Origin of the sequence: Streptomyces sp. MCA2 (assembly GCF_023544705.1) — a bacterium.
GTDB lineage: Bacteria > Actinomycetota > Actinomycetes > Streptomycetales > Streptomycetaceae > Streptomyces > Streptomyces decoyicus.
In genome coordinates this window covers 45,222-58,932 of sequence record NZ_JAMJFM010000039.1, presented here as the reverse complement: position 1 = coordinate 58,932, position 13,711 = coordinate 45,222, and the positions used below count along the sequence as shown (strand labels likewise).

Genomic DNA, 13,711 nt, shown 5'->3' with positions numbered 1-13,711 from the left:
GCCCGCACGGCTCCCGTTACAGCTTCTCCACCGGCGCGTACCGCAGCAGCAGCCGCTTCGGCTTCTCGCCGCCGAAGTCGATCGTGGCCTCGGCGTTGTCGCCGCTGCCCTTGACGCCGACGACCGTGCCGAGCCCGAAGCTGTCGTGGGTGACGCGGTCGCCGATGGTCAGCGCGACCACCGGACGGTCGCTGGCGCGACGGGTCGCAAAGCCGCTCGGGCCCTTGGCGCGCGACGACGACAGTGCGCCGCCGAAGCCGCCGCCTCCGCTGCCCGCCGACATACCGCCCATCGACGCGGACGGCGTCGCCGGGCCCGTCCGCTTCCACTCCACGTAGTCGCCCGGGATCTCCTCCAGGAACCGGGAGGGCGGGTTGTACGAGGGCTGGCCCCAGGCGCTGCGCATCGTCGAGCGGGTGATGTAGAGCCGCTCGCGGGCGCGGGTGATGCCGACATAGGCGAGCCGGCGCTCCTCCTCCAGCTCCTTGGTCTGGCCCAGCGAGCGCATGTGCGGGAAGACGCCGTCCTCCAGGCCGGTCAGGAAGACCGTCGGGAACTCCAGGCCCTTGGCGGTGTGCAGCGTCATGAGGGTGATCACGCCGCTGCCCTCCTCGTCCTCGTCCGGGATCTGGTCGGAGTCGGCGACCAGCGCGACCTGCTCCAGGAAGTCGGAGAGGGTGCCCGGATTGTCTTCGCCACGCTCCTGCTCGAACTCCAGGGCCACGGCGGCGAGTTCCTGGAGGTTCTCGATCCGGGTCTCGTCCTGCGGGTCGGTGGAGGCCTGGAGTTCGGCGAGGTAGCCCGTGCGCTCCAGGACCGCTTCCAGGATCGTGGCGGGTCCGGCCTTGGACTCCACGATGGTGCGCAGCTCCTCCATGAGGACGTTGAAGCGCTTGACGGCGTTGGCGGAGCGGGCCGCCATGCCGTACGCCTCGTCGACCCGCCGCAGCGCCTGCGGGAAGGTGATCTTCTCGCGCAGCGACAGGGCGTCGATCATCGCCTCGGCGCGGTCGCCGATGCCGCGCTTGGGGACGTTCAGGATGCGGCGGAGCGGGACGGTGTCCTCGGGGTTGGCGAGCACCCGCAGGTACGCGAGGACGTCGCGGACCTCCTTGCGCTCGTAGAAGCGGACGCCGCCGACGACCTTGTAGGGCAGCCCGACCCGGATGAAGATCTCTTCGAAGACACGGGACTGGGCGTTGGTGCGGTAGAACACGGCGACATCGCCGGCCTTGGCGTCACCGGCATCCGTCAGCCGGTCGATCTCGTCGGCGACGAACTGGGCCTCGTCGTGCTCGGTGTCGGCGACATAGCCGGTGATCTTGGGGCCGGCGCCGGCGTCGGTCCAGAGGTTCTTGGGGCGGCGGTTCTCGTTGCGCTCGATGACCGCGTTGGCGGCGGAGAGGATCGTCTGCGAGGAGCGGTAGTTCTGCTCCAGCAGAATCGTCGTCGCGTCCGGGTAGTCCTCCTCGAACTGGAGGATGTTGCGGATCGTGGCGCCGCGGAAGGCGTAGATCGACTGGTCGGCGTCACCGACGACGCACAGCTCGGCGGCGGATTCGGCGGGGCCGACCAGCTCGCGGACGAGGGTGTACTGGGCGTGGTTGGTGTCCTGGTACTCGTCGACGAGGACGTGGCGGAAGCGGCGGCGGTAGTGGTCGGCGACATCGGGGAAGGCCTGGAGCAGGTTGACCGTCGTCATGATGATGTCGTCGAAGTCCAGGGCGTTGGCCTCGCGCAGCCGCGCCTGGTACATGGCATACGCCTCGGCCAAGGTCTTCTCGAAACCGTCGGCGGCCGTCCCGGCGAAGGTCTCCTCGTCGATGAGCTCGTTCTTGAGGTTGGAGATCTTCGCGCTGAAGGACTTGGGCGGGTAGCGCTTGGGGTCCAGATCCAGATCACGGCAGACCAGGGCCATCAGGCGCTTGGAGTCGGCGGCGTCGTAGATCGAGAAGGAGGACGTGAAGCCCAGCTTCTTGGACTCGCGGCGCAGGATGCGGACGCAGGCGCTGTGGAAGGTGGAGACCCACATGGCGTTGGCGCGCGGGCCGACGAGCTCCTCGACACGCTCCTTCATCTCACCGGCGGCCTTGTTCGTGAACGTGATCGCGAGGATCTGGCCGGGGTGGACATGGCGCTCGGCGAGCAGATGCGCGATGCGGTGGGTCAGCACCCGGGTCTTGCCGGAGCCGGCGCCGGCGACGATCAGCAGCGGGCCGCCGGTATGCACCACGGCGGCCTTCTGCTCGTCGTTGAGCCCCTCCAGCAGCGTCGCCGGGTCGAGGGCGGGACGGGCGGCGCCGTCGCGGTAGAACGCCTCTCTGGGGGCGGGCGCGTCGAACCGCCCGCCGAAGAGGTCGGCGGGGATCTCCTCCGGGGCCGGGCCGTGCTCGTCCTCGGGAGGCGGCTGGTGCTCCTCCTCGCCCTTGTGGCCGAGGTCCGCCAGGAAGCTGTCGTCAAAGAGGCTGCTCATCGCCCACCGAGTCTAGGCTGCCGCACTGACAGCCCGCCGCGGAGTAGGCAATTGCGGGACGCATACGGAGCGGGCCGTGGCGCCGCGGCAGGTCAGGAGGCCGGGCCCTTCACAGACCGGGCACCGCGTCGTCTACCCGAATCCGACATCTGCCACAACAACCCCCGCATCGCGTTCAGGTCACGAAAAGGTTTCGGGCATATCGAACATCAGCCTTCACAGGAGCCACACGAGTTGGCTAACGTCCTCGCTCAGGCAGCCCGCCTCCCCGTGGACGACAGCGTCCGCACGGGCCGCCCACGCCGAGTCCGGCCCTGCCCTGAGGCATCCGGAGCCGGGGACCCACCAGCACCACCGGGGTGAATCGATCCGGGCAGCCGCCGTCGGCGGAGGTCCGGACCGTAGGGCAAGCCTTCCGTCAGCGACACCGCCCGAACCCGACAGCTAACCCGGTAGGCGGTCCACGGAAGGAGTCGCCGGCCTTGGCGTCGCATCGCAAGCCGCGCACCAGCATTCTCGCCTCACCCGGAGGCCGTCGTACGGCGGTCGGACTCACCACCGCCGCCCTCGCCTCGGCCACGCTGCTCTCGCAGTCCGCCAACGCGGCACCCCGGGCGCCCAAGCCCGGCATCGAAGAGGTCAAGCAGAAGGTCGACGGCCTCTACCACGAGGCCGAGGTGGCCACCCAGAAGTACAACGCCGTCAAGGAGCGCGCCGACGCCCAGCGCGACACCGTGGACGGCCTGCTCGACGCCGCCGCCAAGCGCGCCGAGAAGATGAACGAGTCCCGGCGCATGCTGGGCACCTTCGCCTCCGCGCAGTACCGCACCGGCGGCCTGAACCCGACGGCGCAGCTGATGCTCGCCAAGGACCCGCAGCAGTTCTTCGACCGCAGCCACCTCATGGAGCGGATGACCGGCCGGCAGAAGCAGGCCGTCTCCGACTACCAGGAGCAGCAGGCGGCGGCCGCCCGGCAGCGCGCGGAGGCGTCCCGCAGCCTGGAGCGGCTCCAGACGTCGCAGGCCTCCCTCAAGGAGTCCAAGCGGTCCGTGCAGGGCAAGCTGGCCGAGGCCCGGCAGCTGCTGTCCCGGCTGACCGCCCAGGAGAAGGCGCGGATGGCGGAGCTGGAGCGCCGCAAGGAGGCGGCTGCCAAGCGCAAGGCCGAGGAGGAGGCGCGCAAGCAGCAGGAGCGGGAGCGACAGCGGCAGCACGACGGCGGTGGCCCGTCCGGCGGGCAGACCGGTGGCGGCACCGACGACGGCTCCACCGGAGGTTCGTCCTCCGCCAAGGCCGAGAAGGCGCTCGCCTTCGCCCGCGCCCAGACGGGCAAGCCGTACGTCTGGGGCGCCACCGGCCCCAGCTCCTACGACTGCTCGGGGCTGACCCAGGCGGCGTGGAAGGCGGCCGGCGTCGATCTGCCGCGGACCACCTGGGACCAGGTCAAGGTCGGCCAGCGGATCGCCACCAAGGATCTCAAGCCCGGTGACCTGGTCTTCTTCTACGACGACATCAGCCACGTGGGCATGTACATAGGCGGCGGCAAGATGATCCACGCCCCGCACCCGGGCGCCAACGTCCGGGAGGAGTCGATCTACTACATGCCGATCTACGGGAGCGTCCGCCCGGGCTGAGGCCCCGCTCCCCCTCAGGCCACCCCCCACGGTCACCCCCCACACGCCACCGCGCGGCCGTCGCCTCCCGAAACGGAGTGCGAGGACCGCGCGGTGTGCTGTGGAGGGGCGTTCTTCCCGGGTGCCGCGGAGGGGTGTTCATCCCGGAGCGCGGGGCCCTGTTACCGCGCCGCCGGCCGCTCCGCTCAGGTCCAGAGCACCGCGATGAAGATGTTGGCCACCGTCAGCGCGCCGACCGCGCCGAAGACCGGCTTGGCGACGCTCTCCTCGTCCCGCTTGACGTAGACCAGCGCCAGGATGACCACCAGAACGGCCATCTTGATGCCGAGCTTGATGTTGTTGAGGCTGTGGTCCTGGGCCTGGTTGAGGCCGACCAGCACGATGCCGGTGACCAGCATCGTCAGCGCACCGTGCAGCATCGCGGGCACAAAGCGGGCGGTGCCCGCGCTCATCGCCTTCATCTGGGTCAGAAAGCCGCCCAGCAGGGAGGCGATGCCGATGATGTGCAGGCCGACGAAGATATTGATTACTACGTCCATAGTGCTGGATCGTAGCCGCCGCATAGCACGGCCCTTCCGGCAGGGCGCCCACAATCGCCGCTTCGGTCAGGCCGGGCCCGGTCCCGGCCGTGCGGCCTCGGTGCCATGGTCACCCGTGCACCGGTCACGGTCGAAAGCGAACAATCCCGGGCAAGCGGACTCCTTGCCGTGACGCACAGGCTTAGCGTCCTCCTCCAGGCGGCCGACTCCCCGCCATCGCCGGCCTCCCACCGGCGTCCTGTCGGCCGTCCCGCCGAGAGGTGCGGCGGCGGTCCGTTCCCTCGTTACGGACCGCCGCCGGGCCCGCGGCTCGAAGGGAAGGAAGTGACGGCCACCGTGGCCTCGCACCGCAAGCCGCGGCAGCATCCGCTCGCCGCGCTCACCGGCGGCTCGCGCAGCGCGCGCACCGCCCGTACGGCCGCCACCCTGGCCCTGGCCGGTGCGGCCACCGCCGCCGGCCTCGACGGCACCGGCCAGGCCGCACCCCAGCCCACCCCCGCCCAGGTCAAGAACCGGGTCGACGTGCTGTACCAGGAGGCAGAGGTGGCCACGCAGAGCTACAACGGCGCGAAGGAAGCCGCCGAGAAGGCACGCGAGGAGCTGAGCAGGCTTCAGGACGAGGCCGCCCGCAGGACCGAGAACCTGAACGCCGCCCGCAGCGAACTGGGCACCATGGCCGCGAGCCAGTACCGCTCCGGCGGCATCGACCCGACCGTACGGCTGCTGCTGTCCGCGGACCCGCAGCGCTACCTGGACGGCGCCGCGGTCCTCCAGCGCACGGGCAGCCACCAGGCGACCGCGGTGGCCGGCTACGCGCGCCGGCTCGGCAGCGTACGGCAGATCCAGCGGCGGGCCGAGGAGACCGCGGAGCGGCTGGCGGACACCGAGGCGGCGCTGAAGAAGCACCGGGTCACGGTCGTCCACAAGCTGGGCGCCGCCGAGCAGTTGCTCAGCCGGCTGACCGCGGAGCAGCGGCAGCGGATGGCGGGCCGGGGCGGTGCGCACGCCGGCGCCGGCGAGGGCCGCGCGGACCGCGGGACCGGGCGCGGGGACGGCCTTCGCGCCGACACCGGCCCGGAAGCCGCCGCGGCCGCGGCGCGGGCCGCCGACCCCCGTGCCGCGCGGGCCGTCGCCTTCGCCTACGCCGCCCTCGGCAAGCCGTACGTCTGGGGCGCGACGGGACCCTCCGCGTTCGACTGCTCGGGGCTGACCCAGGCCGCCTGGAAGGCCGGCGGGGTCGCGCTGCCCCGTACGACCTACACCCAGATCAGCTCCGGACCACGCATCGACAGGTCCCAACTCGCCCCTGGTGACCTGGTGTTCTTCTACTCCGGGATCAGCCATGTGGGGCTCTACGTCGGGGACGGCAAGATGATCCACGCGCCGCACCCGGGGGCGCCGGTGCGGATCGCGCCGATTGACCAGATGCCGTTCGCGGCGGCGACCCGGCCGGCGTAGGGGCGACGAGGGCGGTGCCGCCCGCTCACGCCCTGAGCTGCGTCCCCAGCCACTGGAAGATCCGCGGTACCTGGTTCTTCCACACCACCGTGGTGTGGCCGCCCGCGCCCGACGAGATCTGCTGCACGGTCACCGTGGTCGGAAGCTGCGCGAACTGCCGCAGCCCGAGACCGGCCTGGTAGCCGTCGCCCGCGGCGCCCGACACATACAGGGCCGTACGCGGCGGCTTCCCCGCCGCGTTGGCGGCCTTGAGGATGTGGATCGGGTTGGAATCGACGCGCAGCTTGGGGTCCTTGCCGGCGAGGGAGTCGCGTTCGAGCGCCGGGTCGTTGTAGCCGGACATGGCGACCGCGGCGCGGTAGCGGTCCGGGTGGGCCAGGGCGAGCTTGGTGGCGCAGTGCGCGCCCGCCGAGTAACCGGCCAGGGCCCAGGAGTCCGGCTTGTCGCCGGCCCGGAAGTTGTCGACGACCATCTTGCGGACATCGACGGTCAGCCAGCTGTCGGCGTTGACCTTCCCGGGGATGTTGACGCAGCCGGTGTCCGCGCCGGGGAGGAGATTGGTACGGGGCGCCACCAGGATGGCCGGCTTGACCTGGCCGGACTGCATCAGCGGCCGGAGCTGCTCGGCCACGCGCAGCGAGCCCAGCCAGGACTTCGCCGAGCCCGGGTAGCCGGGCAGCAGCTCGACCACCGGGAACTTCTTGTTCCGGTAGGCCGGGTCGTCGTACTGCGGCGGCAGCCAGACGTACACCTCGCCCTGGACGCCCGAGATGCGGCCCTTGAGGTCGGTCATCCGGACGCCGGGGCCCACCCTGGGGTCGTCGGCCGGGCGGAACTGCTGGAGCTGCTTGGGCTCGTGCTTGATCTGCCGGCCGCCCATGCCGTCGGGGCCGAGGTCCCGGGCCGCCTCGACATGGCTGCCGGTGCCGAGCAGGTCGTCCCAGGTGTCGTAGAGGCTGTTGGCGTTGTTGACCAGGACGAAGACCACGGTGATGGCCGTTATCTGGGCGAACAGCAGCATCAGCAGCCGGGCGAGGCCGCGCGCGAGGGGCGGCCCGGCTATTCGGCCCCACAGGGCGAGCGGCAGCACAAAGGCGACGATCAACAGCGTGACCGAGGTGAGGAAGAAGGGCGTGCCCGTCAGGCTCATCGGGATCTCGCTTCCAGGACAACTACGCGAAGGACGTGGGGGTGGTTCCGGCCCCGCCTTCGGCAGTGAGCCTCTCCGCGCCTTTAGATGGTGATCAGCGTGGTCCTGGTTGCCCGTCTTTGGTGCTTCTTTACGACCCGGCTCTCCGGCGGCCCGTCACGGCCCCGGAGACGGTTGTGCAGGTCAGACCAGCCGCCGGGCCGCCGCCCAGCGGGTCAGCTCATGGCGGTTGGAGAGCTGGAGCTTGCGCAGCACCGCGGAGACATGGGATTCGACGGTCTTCACGGAGATGAACAGCTGCTTGGCGATCTCCTTGTACGCATAGCCGCGGGCGATCAGCCGCAGGACCTCGCGCTCGCGCTGGGTGAGGCGGTCCAGGTCCTCGTCGACCGGCGGGGCGTCCGTCGAGGCGAAGGCGTCCAGGACGAAGCCGGCCAGCCGCGGGGAGAAGACGGCATCGCCGTCGGCGACCCGGAAGACCGCGTTGACCAGGTCCGTGCCGGTGATCGTCTTGGTGACATAGCCGCGGGCACCGCCGCGGATGACGCCGATGACGTCCTCGGCCGCATCGGAGACGGAGAGCGCGAGGAAGCGGACCGGGCGCTCCGGATCGGCCATCATCGCGGCGCTGCGGCGCAGCACCTCCACGCCTCCGCCCCCGGGGAGATGGACGTCCAGCAGGACGACCTCGGGGCGGGTGGCGGTGATGACCGTGAGCGCCTGGTCGACGTCGGCGGCCTCACCGACCACCTCGACGCCGGTGCGCCCGGTTTCGCCGATCTCGGCCTGGACCCCCGTACGGAACATCCGGTGGTCGTCGACCAGCACGACCCGTACGGTGCGGCCCTCGGCCGCCGCGCCGGTCCCGCCCTGCTGTGCGCCCTCGCTGCTCATCTCTTCCGCCCGTCCCTCGATGTCTGCCCCGCCATCATCCCGTGCTCCGGCCCACGGTGTCGCCACCGGCCGCCCCTCGCCCGTCCCGGTCATGTCTCGCGCTCCTTCGCCGGGCGCTCCATCTCCAGCTCGACGACCGTGCCGCCCTCGGGGGCGGAACGCAGCCGGGCCGTACCGCCGTTGCGCTCCATGCGGCCGATGATGGACTCCCGTACGCCCATCCGGTCCTCGGGGACCGCGTCCAGGTCGAAGCCGGGGCCGCGGTCGCGCACCGAGACAAAGACCGTGAGGCCCTCCACCTCGGCGAACACCTGCACCGCGCCGCCCTCGCCACCGTACTTGGCGGCGTTGACCATCGCCTCGCGTGCGGCCTGCATCTGGGCGCCCAGCGCCTCGTCCAGCGGGCAGTCTCCGACGACCACGACCTCGAGGGGGACACCGTGGTCGTCCTCCACCTCGGCGGCGGACTTGCGGACCGCCTCCGCGACGGTGGCGGGCTCCTCGTCCTCCTCCTTGCCGCGGCCCTCGGGTTTGTAGAGCCAGGCGCGCAGTTCCCGCTCCTGGGCGCGGGCCAGCCGCGCCACCTCCCGGGGGTCCTCGGCGTTGCGCTGGATCAGGGTGAGGGTGTGCAGGACGGAGTCATGGACATGGGCGGCCACTTCGGCGCGCTCCTGGGCGCGGATGCGCATCAGCCGCTCCTCGGAGAGGTCCTGGGTGATCCGCACCAGATAGGGACCCGCCAGCAGCGCGATGCCGACGACGACGGCGAGCGAGGCCTGGAGCACCGAGCCGAGATGACGCACCGATCCCTGGAGCACGACGATGCCGGTCACCCCGATGCCGACCAGCAGCACCCCGGCCGCGCCGCGCAGCACCGGCAGCACGCCCTTGCGGCGGCCGAGTTCGAGCCATTGCGCACGGCGGGAGTTGTCCGCCTGACGCCACACCAGGGCGACACCGGCGCCGATGAGCAGCACCGGCCAGACATAGCCCTTGGCCTGGCCCAGCTGAAATCTGGAGGCGACGATCGCGGTGCCGATGAGCAGCGCGATCAGCGCGAAGACCTGGCCCTTATCGGGCTTGTGCCGCCGCAGCCGCCGTTTCCCGTCGGCCGGGGCGGGGTGCCGGTGGTCCACGCCGCCGACGCCCAGGGGCACGAAGAACCAGAACGCGGCATACAGCAGGGCGCCCATGCCGTCGGCCATGAACAGGGCCACGAACACGATCCGCACCCAGGAGACCGGCAGCCCGAGATGCCCCGCCAGACCGCGCGCGACACCACCGAGCAACCGCCCGTCGGCGCTGCGGTACAGCTTGCGCACGGGCGGCTCGTCAGGGTCCGGCGCCGGGGAGAAGCTCGTCTCGGCGCGGGGCGGAGCGGTGGTCATGCCGTCGATCGTCACACGGCACCCGGGCCCGGGACATCAGGGTCGTCCCTGAACCTGCCCCTGACGTTTCCGAGGGGGCAGCCCGGGGCCGTGCCTCAGCTCTTCGGGTCGGTGCGGCGGAAGCCGTCCTTCAGCACCGAGAAGACCTTCTCGAACTTGGCCCAGTCGGCTTGCGGCGCGGCGACATAGAGCGCGTACTCCTTCGCGCCCTCACGACCGAACCCGAGGTCGACCCCCCGGAAGGTACGGGCCCGGCCTCCGAAGGTGAACTCCCAGATCGCGGCGGGATCGCCCTGGAAGGTCGTCGGCTGCATCCGCAGCCGCGAGTAGACGGGGTAGATCTTCTTGAAGTCTGCCTCGACGGCCTTGAAGTGCTGCACCTGATCGGGCGAGGAGAAGTCCAGAACGCTCAGGGTCAGCTGGGCGCGCTGGGTGTCCTCCGCCTCGCTGGCCCCCGAGGCGTAGATGAGCTGCCGGCCGCCGTCCCTGACAATGCGCCTCCACCCCTTGGGTACGGGGAAGGTCACGCCGAGCGCGTCCTCCTTCACCGTCCGGTAGCCGTCGGGGAGCGGCGGCGGCGGTCCGATGCTGCTGGCGGGGCGGTTGGGAACCGGGGCGCCCTTGCCAGAGGCCTGCTGGGACGCGCCGTCGGCATCGCGGTGCATCAGGTACCAGGCCGCGCCGGCACCGCCGCCGGCGACCAGCACCCCGGTGACGCTCCAGACCATGACCCGCACCGCACGCCGCCCACGGGGCTTGGCCCCGCCCTGCGCCTCCGTACGGTCCCCCACGGCCCGCCCGCCACCGGCCGTGTCCGAGGCAGACATGGGACCGGTCACGGCGCCGATGTCCGTCCCCGAGCCCGTACCCGAGCCGGTGTCGGAGTCCGTGCCCGCGGGAGTCCCGGCACCGGTCCCGGTGCTCGTCGAAGGGCCGCCCGACGCGGTTCCCGTCCCCGTGGTGCGCGGCACCGCTCGGGTCGGCGCCTCCGTCTGCCCGTTCGTGCCGGTCGATTCCGGGTCGCCGTGTCCGACCGTGCCCAGTGCCAGCGTCGGCCAGCCGTACAGCGCCGTCTCCGCCTCGGCCTCGGCGGACCGCAGCGCCTGTTCGACGACCTCGGCCGTCGGGCGGTCGGCCGGTTCCTTGGCGAGCAGCGCCTCGATCAGCGGGGTCAGCACCCCGGCGTTGCGCGGCGCTTCGAGCGGGTCCATGGCGATCGAGTACGCCGTCTCGACCGCGGTGTCCTTCCGGAACGGGGGCCGTCCCTCGACCGCTTGATAGAGCGTCGCGCCCAGCGCCCACAGATCGGAGGCGGGACCCGGTTTGCCGCTTCTGACCCGCTCCGGCGCCAAGTAGTCGATGGAGCCCACCAGCTCGCCCGTCTTGGTGAGCGTGGACGTACCGCTGGCAACCGCGATGCCGAAGTCGGTGAGCACCACCCGGCCGTCCTCACCGAGCAGCACATTGCCCGGCTTGACGTCACGGTGCAGCACACCGGCGGAGTGCGCGGCACGCAGCGCCGCCACCATGCCGCGTCCGATACGGGCGGCCTCGCGCGGCGTGACCGAACTGTCCTTCCGCGCGGCTTCCTTGATGACGTCGCCGAGCGTCAGGGAGGGGACGTACTCCATGACGATGCACGGCATCCCGGCGTCGTCCACGACGTCGTGCACCCCCACCACATTGGGGTGGTTGATGCGTGCGGCGGCCTGCGCCTCGCGGGTGGTGCGCTCGTAACGCCTCGCCAGTTCGTCCGCTTCGAGATGCGGCGCCACATGCAGGCGCTTGACCGCGACCTGACGCCCAAGGACTTCGTCCCGGGCCCGCCAGACGGTTCCCATACCGCCCTGGCCTATCCGCTCGACCAGGCGATACCGCCCGGCGACCAGTCGCCCCTCGTCCACCGACGCCGCCTCCGTCACCGCACGCCCCTCCGGAAACCCGTACGTATTCAAGGCGCAACGATAGTCGCCCACGCCGGCGGAGAACCCTTCGGCCACCACCTGTCCGCACCCGTGTTCCCGCTGGGACCAAAGGGGCGGGGGCATATGCGAACCCACGAGGGGTTTCGGGACCCCCCTGGGGCATATCAGGGCCGCCATCGACAGATCTCAGGGATCTGCCAGGGTTCTCACGGATGCCGGTGCTCGTCCGCCCTTGTCACCATGGCTCCATGAACGATGCAGCCCCCGTCGAGGAGCCGGCGCCCGCCGACCCCGCCGGCCCCACCCCGCCGTCCGTCCCGCTGCGCCGCAGCCGGCGGCACAAGGTCATCGGCGGCGTGTGCGGCGGGCTGGGCCGGCAGTGGGATCTCGACCCGGTGATCTTCCGGATCGTGCTCGCCGTGCTCGCCGTCGGCGGCCTCGGCCTCATCGCCTACGGCTTCGCATGGCTGCTCATCCCCCTCGACGGCGAGGACGAGAACGAGGGCCGCAGGCTGCTCTCCGGCCGCGTCGAGGGCCCCGCGCTGACGGCGCTGCTCTTCGCGCTGGTGGGCTGCGGACTGTTCCTGACGACCCTCGCCAAGGGCAGCATGATGTCGTTCGCCATCATGCTGACGCTGGCGGCGGCCGGTTCCGCCTACTGGTCGCGGCGGCGCCGGGAGGTGGAGACCAAGGGCCCGGAGTCGGTGGACGCCGCCACCGCCCAGGCGGTGGCCGACGCCCCGCCCGAGACCACGGCGCCCCCGGTGCCGACCAGCCCCTCCTGGTGGCGCAACCAGCGCTCCAGGGAGGCAGGTGGTCCGGGCTATCTGTGGGGCCCCGAGAACACCCCGCTCCCGCTCGACATCACCTACCGCTCCGAGCACGGCGCCGCCGCGACGGCTGCCGGCCGGCCTCGCCCCTGGTCCGACGCGGGCGGCCCGCCCCCGCCACCGCACGGCGCCCCTCCCGCCCCCGTCCCGCGCCGAACTCGGCGCACCGGCCGCCCGATCGGCGGCTGGACGTTCCTGCTCGCGCTGCTCGCCGGCGGCGCCACCGCCCTCGCGGTCTCCCGTCACGACGGCTTCGCACCGGCCCTCCAGGCAGGGCTGGCGGGCGCGCTGGTCGTCTTCGGCCTGGGGCTCGTCCTCAGCGCCTGGTTCGGGCGGACGGGCGGCGGCACGGTCTTCATGGTGGTGCTGACGGCGCTGCTGCTGGCGGCCGCGACGGCGCTGCCCGACACCCTCACCACCGACTGGCAGAAGCGCACCTGGACCCCCACCACCCTCGGCGAGGTCCGGCCGCATTACGAGATCGGTTCGGGAGAAGGGAGGTTGGACCTCGGCGCGCTGCCCCTCAAGGGCGGCCGTACGGTCCACACCGGCGCGGAAGTGGGCTTCGGCCGCCTCCAAGTGACGCTGCCCCAGGGCGTCACGACCCGGCTCCATATCTCGCTCGGCCTCGGGGACATCCAGCTGCCCGGTGAATCGCCGCGGGATGTGAGCCTCTCGGGGGGCGGTGAGCGGATCCTCACGCTGCCCGCCGACGGCCTCAAGAAGGGCGAGAAGCCCCGCGGATCGCTGGACCTGGATCTCGAACTCGGCGCGGGACAGGTCGTCATCGAGCGCTCGGCACCGGCCTCCGGCCCGACGCCCTCCGCCCCGGCGCCCCCGGCCCCGCCGTCGCCCGTAGCGCCGACCGCCCCGACCCCTGAGGGAGCCCCCGAGTGAAGCGCCATCGGTTCGTACCGGCCCGTCTGATCGCGGGCCTCACCGCCCTCACCCTCGGCACGGGCTACGGTCTCGACGCCCTCGGCCTCTGGCAGGCCCCCGGCCTCTGGCTCTTCCTCGCCCTCCCTGCCGGTCTGCTGCTCTCCGGTGTCACCGCCGCCGTCTGGGCCACGATCCGCCGCCACCGCGCCCCGGACACAGACGCACCGCCCCTGACGCACTCCTGACCCGGCGCGGTCCTCGCGGCCCAGCGGACCAACGACCGTCCACAAGCCCCGGTCCGAGCCGGCCGGAGTGAACCACTGCTGGGGTGCATCACCGCAGCAGCGAGCACTCACAGCGGCGCACCGCCCCTCGACGTCACGGCGGGAGGGGCCGGTCACGCGCCGACGCGCAATTCAACGGACCCGCACCCGTCTCGTGAGGTTCTCCGCAGGCCAGAGGTGCGAACGGGCACCGCATTACTCAGCAGCCACCGCAAGCGATAAACCATCACTAACCACATTTATTCCCTGAAAGAGTGAAA

At 71.7% G+C, this 13,711-nt stretch carries 10 protein-coding genes and 1 riboswitch; of the genes, 4 read left to right on the top strand and 6 right to left on the bottom strand.

What is annotated here, in order from left to right:
* Nucleotides 1-16 precede the first annotated feature (16 nt).
* On the bottom strand, nucleotides 17-2,473 hold the full coding sequence (gene pcrA / locus M8I34_RS28000; RefSeq protein WP_250053849.1) for a DNA helicase PcrA: 2,457 nt from the start codon (nucleotides 2,471-2,473) through the stop codon (nucleotides 17-19).
* A gap of 290 nt (nucleotides 2,474-2,763) precedes the next feature.
* Nucleotides 2,764-2,948: riboswitch (cyclic di-AMP (ydaO/yuaA leader) on the top strand.
* 7 nt (nucleotides 2,949-2,955) lie between these two features.
* Between pcrA and M8I34_RS27995 the strand changes: the two genes are divergently transcribed.
* Nucleotides 2,956-4,104, top strand: coding sequence for a C40 family peptidase (locus M8I34_RS27995; RefSeq protein WP_250053847.1), 1,149 nt, complete (start codon nucleotides 2,956-2,958; stop codon nucleotides 4,102-4,104).
* 185 nt (nucleotides 4,105-4,289) lie between these two features.
* Here the strand turns inward: M8I34_RS27995 and M8I34_RS27990 are convergent, their stop codons facing one another.
* Nucleotides 4,290-4,643: a hypothetical protein gene (locus M8I34_RS27990; RefSeq protein WP_030082926.1), complete on the bottom strand. Its 354-nt coding sequence runs from the start codon at nucleotides 4,641-4,643 to the stop codon at nucleotides 4,290-4,292.
* 324 nt (nucleotides 4,644-4,967) lie between these two features.
* Between M8I34_RS27990 and M8I34_RS27985 the strand changes: the two genes are divergently transcribed.
* Nucleotides 4,968-6,101 (top strand): C40 family peptidase, encoded by a 1,134-nt coding sequence (locus M8I34_RS27985; RefSeq protein WP_250053845.1) that lies wholly within the window; start codon nucleotides 4,968-4,970, stop codon nucleotides 6,099-6,101.
* 25 nt (nucleotides 6,102-6,126) lie between these two features.
* Here the strand turns inward: M8I34_RS27985 and M8I34_RS27980 are convergent, their stop codons facing one another.
* From M8I34_RS27980 to M8I34_RS27965, 4 genes are all read right to left on the bottom strand, one after another.
* Nucleotides 6,127-7,251, bottom strand: coding sequence for an esterase family protein (locus M8I34_RS27980; RefSeq protein ID WP_250053843.1), 1,125 nt, complete (start codon nucleotides 7,249-7,251; stop codon nucleotides 6,127-6,129).
* A 183-nt stretch (nucleotides 7,252-7,434) separates the two neighbouring features.
* Entirely contained in the window at nucleotides 7,435-8,145 is a 711-nt protein-coding gene (locus M8I34_RS27975) for a response regulator transcription factor (RefSeq protein WP_250053898.1), read from the bottom strand.
* An 89-nt stretch (nucleotides 8,146-8,234) separates the two neighbouring features.
* Nucleotides 8,235-9,533 (bottom strand): ATP-binding protein, encoded by a 1,299-nt coding sequence (locus M8I34_RS27970; RefSeq protein WP_250053841.1) that lies wholly within the window; start codon nucleotides 9,531-9,533, stop codon nucleotides 8,235-8,237.
* Between the two features lie 95 nt (nucleotides 9,534-9,628).
* On the bottom strand, nucleotides 9,629-11,374 hold the full coding sequence (locus M8I34_RS27965) for a serine/threonine-protein kinase (RefSeq protein WP_250053886.1): 1,746 nt from the start codon (nucleotides 11,372-11,374) through the stop codon (nucleotides 9,629-9,631).
* Nucleotides 11,375-11,706: 332 nt separating this feature from the next.
* On the opposite strand from M8I34_RS27965, the gene M8I34_RS27960 reads away from it, so the two are divergent.
* Both M8I34_RS27960 and M8I34_RS27955 read left to right on the top strand, forming a co-directional pair.
* Nucleotides 11,707-13,185, top strand: coding sequence for a PspC domain-containing protein (locus M8I34_RS27960; protein ID WP_250053839.1), 1,479 nt, complete (start codon nucleotides 11,707-11,709; stop codon nucleotides 13,183-13,185).
* Nucleotides 13,182-13,412: a hypothetical protein gene (locus tag M8I34_RS27955; protein ID WP_250053837.1), complete on the top strand. Its 231-nt coding sequence runs from the start codon at nucleotides 13,182-13,184 to the stop codon at nucleotides 13,410-13,412. The genes M8I34_RS27960 and M8I34_RS27955 overlap by 4 nt, the downstream gene beginning before the upstream one ends.
* The last annotated feature ends 299 nt before the right edge of the window (nucleotides 13,413-13,711 follow it).